The following is an 8,878-nucleotide window of genomic DNA, read 5'->3' as shown; positions in this document are numbered from 1 at the left end:
TCGCCACGTTCGCCTCGTTCGCCACGCTCGCCCGCTGTGTCGCCGCCGCGATCTTCGTCGCGCGACGAACCCGACGACGGCGCACCGCCGCCCGGCGGCGCGGCCATCGGCGCCCAGGCTCGCGAACCGGCGGGCAGCAAGAGGGAAAGGATCGCGCGCATCGTCATCAGAAGGCGATCCCCAGCGTCAGATACGGCCGCACGCGGCGTTCGCGGAAGCCGTAAGCGAGGTCGAGATTGACCGGGCCGACGGGGCTGCGCCAGCGCGCGCCGAGACCCGCGCCCGGATAGAACACTTTCTCGCCCCAGGTGTCGGTGGCGGTGCCGACGTCGAAGAACGCCGCGCCGCCCCAGTCGTGCGTGAACCAGTGCTGATACTCCGCCGACGCCGTCACCAGATATTTGGCCGGCAGGATCGAGCCGTCGACATCGTTACCGATGCTCTGGAAGCCGTAGCCGCGCACCGAGTTCGAACCGCCCGCGCGGAACAGCAGCGACGCGGGCACATTCTGCGAGCTGCTCGACGTGAACACGCCGCCCAGCTCCGCGCGGAACAGCATGATGTCGCTATGGCCGATCGGCAGGTATTGCTGGCCGCGCATGTAGCCGCGGAAGAAGGTGGCGTCGGCGAGCGCGCCCTTCACGGCGAAGCCCGCCTCCACGCGAATCAGGTTGCCCGAGCGCGGAAACAGCGGGTCGTCGACGTTGCGGCGCGTCCATGACCACTGCGGCACCAGCGCGCGGCTCGTGGTCGGCGGCCCGGCGTTCTGGTCGAGCCGGTCCTGGTAGTAGAGCAGCGAATACGCGTAGTCGATGTTCTGAGAAGTGCGCGTGCGCTGCACGCCCGCGCGCAGGCTGTAGATCCGTGTGTCGGACACATCCGTCGTGGTGTAGGACGCGAGCGCGCTATTGGTCCACGCGCGCGGCCCCGGCGGCATCGAGAGCGTCACCTGCCCGTACTGCTGGATCTGGTCCAGACGCCCCTGCACCTGGAACGGCCAGGCCTTGCCGAAGGTATCGAGATACGAATACGAACCCTGCACGTGCGCGCCCGTGTCGGTCGAATAACCCACGCCGCCACGGAAATTGTTGTACGGATACTCGCTCACCTTCACGTGCAGCGGCGTGTTGAGCGGCTTTTGCGTGTTGTCGTCGACGTCGATGGCGACGCTCGCGTAGTACGGCGTGTTCTGGAGCTGACGCTGCAGTTCGGTCACGCGGTTCACGTCGTAGATTTCGCCGGGCGACAGCGGATTCACGTCGGTCACGATTTTTTCCGGATAGCGGCGCGGCCCGGACACATCGAGCGCGCCCATCGTGAAGGTCGGGCCGCTGTCGTACGTGACCGACAGTTGCGCGTCGTGCTTGAGCGGATCGACGCGCGCCTCCGAACGGGCGATCTTCGCGCCCAGATAACGCCGCGCCTGCAAGGCCCGAAGCGACGCGTTCTTGGCGTCGTCCCAGCCGGATTGCGTGAAGGCGTCGCCGGTGTGCAGCGAGAACGCGAAGCGCGTGGCGTTTTCCTGCGTCTTGTCCTCGGTCAGCACGGGGCCGCGAAACGTGAGCGTGACCGCCGAAATCGTCGTGCGCGGCCCCGGATCGACGCTCACGGTCACCTGGCGGCGGCCGTTTTCGTCGCTGCCGACGTCGGTGCGCACGACCGGCGTGAAATAGCCGTAGGTGGACGCGAGATCGCGCACCTGCTGCGGCGTGGCGGTGACGAGGAATTCGAACTGATCTTCGCTGATGTCGGCGCGCGTGGCGAAACGGGCGATATCGAGGTGCGCTTCGAGCAGCTTGCGCAGTTCGCGCGGCGAGGCATCGACCTTGACGTCGTAATAGGTACGCGCGCGCGACCAGGGCAGCAGGCTCGCCAGATCCGCGTGCGCGGGCGTGGCGGTCAGCGCGCTCAGCGTCATGCCGAGAGCAAAGCAAGCCGCGACGCGGCGAGCAAAGTGATGGGGTCGATTGACGGAAAAAGTCGCGAAGATTTTTGCGATAGCGTGGCCGGAAGCGCGGGTCGAGCGGTGGACGGCGAGCGTTGGTTCATTCCCCGCGCGCTCCGCCACACGGCGGGCGGCAAGCCACGGCCGCGCCGCCCGTACGGGACGCCGCCATGCGCGCAACGCTTCGATCAGCCATCCCGCCAAACAAGACCTCCAGACGTCATTTCGTTCACTTCGGTTCGCTTCGGTTTACTTTGGTTCGCTTCGGTTTGCTTTCTTGCCGCTCGCGCCGTCGCGCGGACTGCGCGCAGACCCAAACGCGCTATTTCACCACATCAGCGCTCCAAAACCCCAGGACGAGGCGCAAAGTGGGCCGCACGCGACGCGGACGGCCAATGCCGCTCTTCCTGCGCAGACGCATCGCGTGCCTTCGACGCGCCGCCCGCCCGGATGTTCCGCGCCCGCCGCTTGCGGTAAAATTGCCGCCGACACGAACATCGGCGGCTGTCAGAAACAGCTGCCTCACTCGACGGACGTCAGCCATGTATCAGTCGGACATCACCCAGTTCCTGACCCAACTCAAGCAGCAGAAGCCGCAGCTCGAAGAGCAGCAGCGCAAGGGCCGCTCGCTCCTGTGGGACAAGCAGCCGATCGACCTCGACGAACGCGAACGCCAGCAGGCGTCGCGCGTCAAGCAGACGCCCTACGTCTACTACCAGAACTTCTGATGGCTGAAGCCGACGGGGCCGAAGGCGCCAAGGAGGCCTTGACGCCTCCACCCGGCGCCGAGGCGGCGCATTCCGCGGCGCACGCGGCCGGCCATCCGGCCGCGCCGGCGAATCCGGAAGCGCTGGCCGCCCCCGCCACCGACTCGACGCCCGACACGATCGACGGCGTCGCGTTCGCTCGTCTGTACGGCGAGCCGCTCTTCAAGCTGCCGCAGGATCTCTACATCCCGCCCGACGCGCTCGAGGTTTTCCTCGAAACGTTCGAAGGTCCGCTCGACCTGCTGCTCTACCTGATCCGCAAGCAGAACTTCAACGTTCTCGACATTCCGATGGCGGAGGTCACCGTGCAGTATCTCGGCTACGTCGAGCAACTGCGCAAGACCAATCTGGAACTGGCGGCGGAGTATCTGCTGATGGCGGCGATGCTGATTGAGATCAAGTCGCGCATGCTGCTGCCGGTCAAGAAGGCCGACACCGGCGAGGAAGCCGAAGATCCGCGCGCCGAACTCGTGCGCCGCCTGCTGGAATACGAGCAGATGAAGCTCGCCGCGCAACGCATCGACAAGCTGCCGCAGCTCGGCCGCGACTTCATGCGCGCCGAGGTCTATATCGAGCAGAGCATCACGCCGCGCTTCCCGGACGTGGACGCCGTCGACCTGCGCGCCGCGTGGGCCGACGTCATCAAGCGTGCGAAGCTCGTGCAGCACCACAAGATCTCGCGCGAGGAACTGTCGGTGCGCGAGCATATGAGCACGATCCTGCGCAAGCTCCAGGGCGCGCGCTTCATGGAATTCTCGGAGCTGTTCGACGTCACGCGCGGCGTGCCGGTCGTGGTCGTGAACTTCATCGCCATGCTCGAACTGTCGCGCGAATCGCTGATCGAAATCACCCAGCCCGAGCCGTTCGCGCCCATCTACGTGCGTCTCGCCTATCTGCCGGTTTAAGTCGGTTTAAGTCGGTTCAAGCCGCGCCAAATTCCGCTCAAGCAGCCAAAAACACGCTTCGCCGCGCACCTTCCCGGTGCACGCGAAGCGGCTTCTCGCGCCTGCGACGTTCCGTCCCCATCAATATTTCGCGCCGCCGGGCCAGGATAATCCCGTAGCCGAAGGCGCTGCGCGGCCCGGTCAAATCCTCTACAATCGCCCGCGCCTGCTCCTGACAGGGGCTGGCACGCCATCCGGCCGGCTCGCCCGCGCGAGCGCCGGTTGCCGCAACCTACGTCTTGCCCCGCGCGAGGCATAACGCATCCGATCATGAAAGTCATCAGCTCGATTCAGGAACTGCGCGACCAGCTGCGCGGCCAAAACCGCACCGCGTTCGTGCCGACCATGGGCAACCTCCACGAAGGCCACCTCTCGCTGATGCGCCTCGCGCGCCAGCATGGCGATCCGGTCGTGGCGAGCATCTTCGTCAACCGTCTGCAGTTCGGGCCGAACGAGGATTTCGACAAATACCCGCGCACGCTGCAAGACGACATCGAGAAGCTGCAGAAGGAAAACGTGTACGTGCTGTTCGCGCCCACCGAGGCCGACATGTACCCGCAACCGCAGGAATATCGCGTGCATCCGCCGCATAACCTCGGCGATATTCTCGAAGGCGAATTCCGCCCTGGTTTCTTCGAGGGCGTCTGCACGGTCGTGATGAAGCTGATGTCGTGCGTGCAGCCGCGCGTCGCCGTGTTCGGCAAGAAGGATTACCAGCAGCTGATGATCGTGCGCGCGATGTGCCAGCAGTTCTCGCTGCCGACCGAAGTAATCGCCGCCGAAACCGTGCGCGACGACGACGGCCTCGCGCTCAGCTCGCGCAACCGCTATCTCACGCAGCCGGAGCGCGCCGAGGCGCCGCAACTGGCGGCCGTGCTGCGCGCGGTCCGCGAGTCGGTGCTTGCGGGCCGCCACGATTATCCGCAGCTCGAACTGGACGCCATGGCCACGCTGGCCGCGCGCGGCTGGAAGCCCGACTACATCTCGATCCGCAAGCGCGCGAACCTGCTGCCGCCCGCACCGGGCGAGACCGGCTCGCCGCTCGTCGTGGTGGCCGCCGCCAAGCTCGGCGCGACGCGCCTGATCGACAACCTGGAGATCTGAGCGCCACGCCGCTCGGACATCCGCTCCGGTTCCAACCCATCGAATGCCGTGCGGCGGGCCGCCTGCCCGTCCGCCTGAGGAGACGCACCATGCAACGCCACATGCTCAAGTCGAAGATCCACCGCGTCGCGGTCACGCACTGCGAACTGCACTACGAAGGTTCGTGCGCGATCGACGAGGATCTGCTCGAAGCCGCGAACATCGTCGAAAACGAGCGCATCGACATCTGGAATATCAACAACGGCGAGCGCTTCACGACCTACGCGATCAAGGGCGAACGCGGCAGCGGCATGATTTCGCTGAACGGCTCGGCCGCGCGCCGCGCGCAACTGGGCGACCTCGTGATCATCGCGGCTTTCGCGAACGTGGAAGAGGAAGAACTCAAGGCGGGCTGGAAGCCGGACCTCGTGTTCGTCGACGAAAACAACCGCATCAAGGGTAGCCGCGACCACGTGCCGCCCCAGGCCTGGAGCTGAACGGCGGCGGGTTGTGATCCGCTTCCGGGCGATGGCTGGCTAGCTGATTGAGTGACTCGCTAACAGATTGGCTGGCTTTGCTACGGCAAACGGCGCGCGTTCTGCGCGCCGTTTGCCTTTCTGGCGGCGCGTGCGGATCGGCGCGCTGGAGCGCTTATGCGCTCATGCGCTCACTTCGCGTTGAGCCAGCTGATGATCGGCTGCCACTGGTCCAGATCCTTCTCCACGCGGCTTTTCGCGACGTCCCAGAGCGTGAGCCCGTGCGCGGCGAGTTGCACGTAGTTCTGCGTGTCGCGCAGATAACCGAGCACCGGCAGGTCGAGCCCTTCGACGAAACGCTGCAATTGCTCCGCCGAGCGCGTGCGCGCGTCGACGCGCATGCCCACCACGCCCACCTGAATCGCGCCCTTGCGCACCGCCTTTTCCTTCGACAGCCGGTCGAGGAAGTCTTTGGTGGCGAGGATGTCGAACATGGACGGCTGCAGCGGCACGATCACCTTGTCCGCCAGCTCGATCACCGTGGCGAGCCGGTTGCCGTGCAGACCCGCAGGCGTGTCGATGACGGCGTGCTCGAGGCCCTTGGGCGGCTTCTGGGGATGATCCAGATCGACCGGCCAGCTCTCGATGGCGGGCAACGTCGCGGCCCGCAGATCGAGCCACGCGTGCGACGACTGCTGCCGGTCGAGGTCGGCGAGCGCGACCCACTCGCCTTGCGCCGCGAAATAGCCGGCCAGATTGGTGGACAGCGTGCTTTTGCCGACGCCGCCCTTGGGGTTCGCCACCACGATCACCGTCATGAATGCTCCCGTCAGGAAGGCTGGCACACGGGCCAGCCGGTTTGCCGATTCTGCTGCTTGTGTGTGCTTGTGTGTGCTTGTGTGTGCTTGTGTGTGCTTGTGTGTGCTTGTGTGTGCTTGTGCGTGCTTGTGCTTACTCGTACCGAAAGTGCGCTTGCCCGCCGCCGACAGGCGCCGCACAGTCCGGCCGCGTGGCCTGGAACCGTCTGCAAAGCTGACCGCGCAGCAGCGCAACCGTCCGATAATATCGGCAAATGCCGCGGCGCCGAAGCCCCCGACGGCGTCAGGGTGGCGCAGCATCGAGCCTCAACCCGGCTTTCCGAGCGCATCCGGACCGCATGAAAACCGTTGCGGCGCCCCGCCTGGCCGGGCTTCGGCCTTGCCCCGGCTTCACTTCAATCCCATCCAAGGAGACATTCCCCCATGAGCACGCTGCGCCCCGAGATCACCCTCGCCTCCCTGCACGAGCGCCAGCAAGGCCGGCTGCCCGAACTGCTCGGGTTTCGCGCGGTGGCGCTCGAGCAAGGCATCCTGCGCGCCGAGCTCGACATCCGCAGCGATCTGCTTGCGCCCAATGGCTTCCTGCACGCCGCCACCGTGATCTGTCTCGCCGATACGGCCTGCGGCTACGGCTGCTACGCGCATCTGCCGCCGACGGCGAAGAACTTCACGACCGTCGAACTCAAGAGCAACTTCGTCGGCACGGCGCGCGAAGGCACGCTGAGCGTGGTCGCGACGGGCGTGCATCTGGGCCGCAGCACGCAGATCTGGGACGCCACCGTGACCGGCCCGGACGGCAGGACCACCGCGCTGTTCCGCTGCACGCAGATGGTGTTGTACTGACCGACGCCCGCGCCCGCCGAGTTCAGCGCATCGCGCCGTACAGGCGGTCGAGGTCGAGGCTTGCGGCCAGCGTGTCGGCAAGCCGCTCCAGCGACGCCTCGCGCAGCGCCGGGTAATCCACGCTCTGCGCCGCGTCGAGCCCGGCCCAGCGCAGCAGCGCGGCGCACGCCTCGGGCGTGTCGAACAGGCCGTGCACGTAGGTCGCGAGAATCTGGCCATCCGCCGATTGCGCGCCGTCCGGGCGCGGTTCGCGCTGCGCCTCCGTCGTTTCCTGCACCTCTTGCGCCTCTTGCGCCTCTTGCGCCTCTTGCGCCTCTTGCGCCTCTTGCGCCTCTTGCGACTCTTGCACCTCGCCCTCGATCGAGTCGATCCGCAGCGCCGGCTGCGCCAGCGCCGCGCCGCGCGTCACGCCCATGTGAATCTCGTAGCCGCGCACGGGCGCACCGGCTTGCGCGCCGCCCTCGCCCTGCCCCAAGGCGAGCCGCCCCGTCACATTGCGCAGCGCCTTCTCGCGCGTGAGTTCCGTTTCATAGTCGAGCCAGCCGAAACCCGCCGTCGCACCGGGCTCGCCTTCCACGCCATGCGGATCGGCGATCGTACGCCCGAGCATCTGCATGCCGCCGCAAATCCCGATCACACGGCCGCCATAGCGCAGATGCCGCGCGAGCGCGCTTTCCCAGCCCTGCGCGCGCAGCCACGCGAGGTCGTCGCGGACGTTTTTGGAACCCGGCAGTATCACCAGATCGGCGGGCGGCGGCGCTTCGTTTGTGCGCACGTAGCTGAATTCGACCTGCGGATGCGCGCGCAGCGCGTCGAAGTCGGTGTGATTGCTGATGTGCGGCAGCGCGGGCACGACCACGCGCAACGTCTGCCCGCCCGCCTGCGCGTGGGTATGCGCAGCACCCGGCAACATGTCCTCGGCGTCGAGCGTGAGGCCGTGCAGATACGGCACCACGCCGAGCACGGGCTTGCCCGTCTGCGCCTCCAGCCAGTCGAGGCCGGGCTTGAGCAACCCAGGATCGCCGCGAAACCGGTTGATGATGAAACCCTGCACGCGCGCCCGTTCGCTCTCCGACAGACACGCGAGCGTGCCGATCAGATGCGCGAACACGCCGCCGCGGTCGATGTCGGCGACCAGCACGACCGGGCAATCGACGGCTTCGGCAAAACCCATGTTGGCGATGTCGTTGGCGCGCAGATTGATTTCCGCCGGGCTGCCCGCGCCCTCGACGAACACCGCGTCGTAGCCCGCGCGCAGCCGCCCATACGATTCGAGCACGGCCACGCGCGCCAGCGGCTTGTAGTCCTGGTATGCGCGCGCGTTCAGATTCATGCGCGCCTTGCCGTGGATGATGACCTGCGAGCCCAGATCGCTGTTCGGCTTGAGCAGGACGGGATTGAGGTCGGTGTGCGGGGCGATGCCTGCGGCGACGGCCTGCAAGGCTTGAGCGCGGCCGATCTCGCCGCCGTCGGCGGTCACCGCGCTGTTGAGCGCCATGTTCTGCGGCTTGAACGGCGCGACCCGCACGCCCGCGCGGCGCGCGAGGCGGCACAGGCCGGCGACGAGCGTGCTCTTGCCGGCGTCGGAGGTGGTGCCCTGGATCATGAGCGTGCCCCTCGGCACATCGGGCACGGCGGACACCACAGGCACATCGGGCACGGCGGATTTCGAAGCGGACATGGTCGATACGGAGTGCGGTTGCGGCGCAAGGCCGATGAAGCGAATGCGCATTATCCCATCGCGTGCGCAACTGCCCGGCTGGCCGAACGGCCGATCCGCCATTCGGCCAGCCCCGTGAGCGCCGGAAGTCGCGCGCCCAAACGCTACAATCACGCGATGATTTCGCGCGACCTCACCTTCATCGTCGGCGGCGCGCGCTCGGGCAAGAGCGCGCACGCCGAACGCCTCGCGGCCGACAGCGGCCTGCCGGTCACCTACATCGCCACGGCGGCCACGCCGACAGGCGCGCACGCCGACGCCGAATTCGCCGCGCGGATCGCC

At 67.0% G+C, this 8,878-nt stretch carries 9 protein-coding genes; 6 read left to right on the top strand and 3 right to left on the bottom strand.

Going from position 1 to position 8,878, the window contains the following annotated elements:
* Window positions 1-166 precede the first annotated feature (166 nt).
* Window positions 167-1,918, bottom strand: a complete 1,752-nt coding sequence (locus tag G3N97_RS33365; RefSeq protein WP_205997160.1) for an autotransporter assembly complex family protein — start codon at window positions 1,916-1,918, stop codon at window positions 167-169.
* 569 nt (window positions 1,919-2,487) lie between these two features.
* Here G3N97_RS33365 and G3N97_RS33360 point away from each other — a divergent pair.
* The 4 genes from G3N97_RS33360 (at window position 2,488) to panD (ending at window position 5,236) form a co-directional block, all read left to right on the top strand.
* Window positions 2,488-2,673 carry a DUF3460 family protein gene (locus tag G3N97_RS33360; RefSeq protein WP_065057339.1) on the top strand — a complete coding sequence of 62 codons (186 nt, stop codon included), beginning with the start codon at window positions 2,488-2,490 and terminating at the stop codon, window positions 2,671-2,673.
* 122 nt (window positions 2,674-2,795) lie between these two features.
* Entirely contained in the window at window positions 2,796-3,617 is an 822-nt protein-coding gene (locus tag G3N97_RS33355; protein ID WP_110327639.1) for a ScpA family protein, read from the top strand.
* A gap of 309 nt (window positions 3,618-3,926) precedes the next feature.
* Window positions 3,927-4,760, top strand: a complete 834-nt coding sequence (gene panC, locus G3N97_RS33350; protein WP_205997159.1) for a pantoate--beta-alanine ligase — start codon at window positions 3,927-3,929, stop codon at window positions 4,758-4,760.
* An 89-nt stretch (window positions 4,761-4,849) separates the two neighbouring features.
* Window positions 4,850-5,236 (top strand): aspartate 1-decarboxylase, encoded by a 387-nt coding sequence (panD, locus tag G3N97_RS33345; RefSeq protein WP_205997158.1) that lies wholly within the window; start codon window positions 4,850-4,852, stop codon window positions 5,234-5,236.
* 170 nt (window positions 5,237-5,406) lie between these two features.
* On the opposite strand, the gene G3N97_RS33340 is transcribed toward panD, so the two are convergent.
* The gene (locus tag G3N97_RS33340; protein WP_205997157.1) at window positions 5,407-6,033 is read right to left on the bottom strand and encodes a ParA family protein; all 627 of its coding nucleotides are present in this window, start codon (window positions 6,031-6,033) and stop codon (window positions 5,407-5,409) included.
* A gap of 423 nt (window positions 6,034-6,456) precedes the next feature.
* On the opposite strand from G3N97_RS33340, the gene G3N97_RS33335 reads away from it, so the two are divergent.
* Window positions 6,457-6,876: a PaaI family thioesterase gene (locus G3N97_RS33335; RefSeq protein WP_205997156.1), complete on the top strand. Its 420-nt coding sequence runs from the start codon at window positions 6,457-6,459 to the stop codon at window positions 6,874-6,876.
* Between the two features lie 22 nt (window positions 6,877-6,898).
* Here the strand turns inward: G3N97_RS33335 and G3N97_RS33330 are convergent, their stop codons facing one another.
* Window positions 6,899-8,557, bottom strand: coding sequence for a cobyric acid synthase (locus G3N97_RS33330; RefSeq protein WP_241030990.1), 1,659 nt, complete (start codon window positions 8,555-8,557; stop codon window positions 6,899-6,901).
* Between the two features lie 156 nt (window positions 8,558-8,713).
* Here G3N97_RS33330 and G3N97_RS33325 point away from each other — a divergent pair.
* On the top strand, window positions 8,714-8,878 hold a 165-nt coding region (locus tag G3N97_RS33325; protein WP_205997161.1), incomplete at its 3' end, for a bifunctional adenosylcobinamide kinase/adenosylcobinamide-phosphate guanylyltransferase.

Source organism: Paraburkholderia sp. Ac-20347, assembly GCF_017104805.1.
Taxonomy (GTDB): Bacteria; Pseudomonadota; Gammaproteobacteria; order Burkholderiales; family Burkholderiaceae; genus Paraburkholderia; species Paraburkholderia tropica.
The sequence above is the reverse complement of the archived record's forward strand: the minus strand, read 5'-3'. Positions and strand labels throughout refer to the sequence as shown.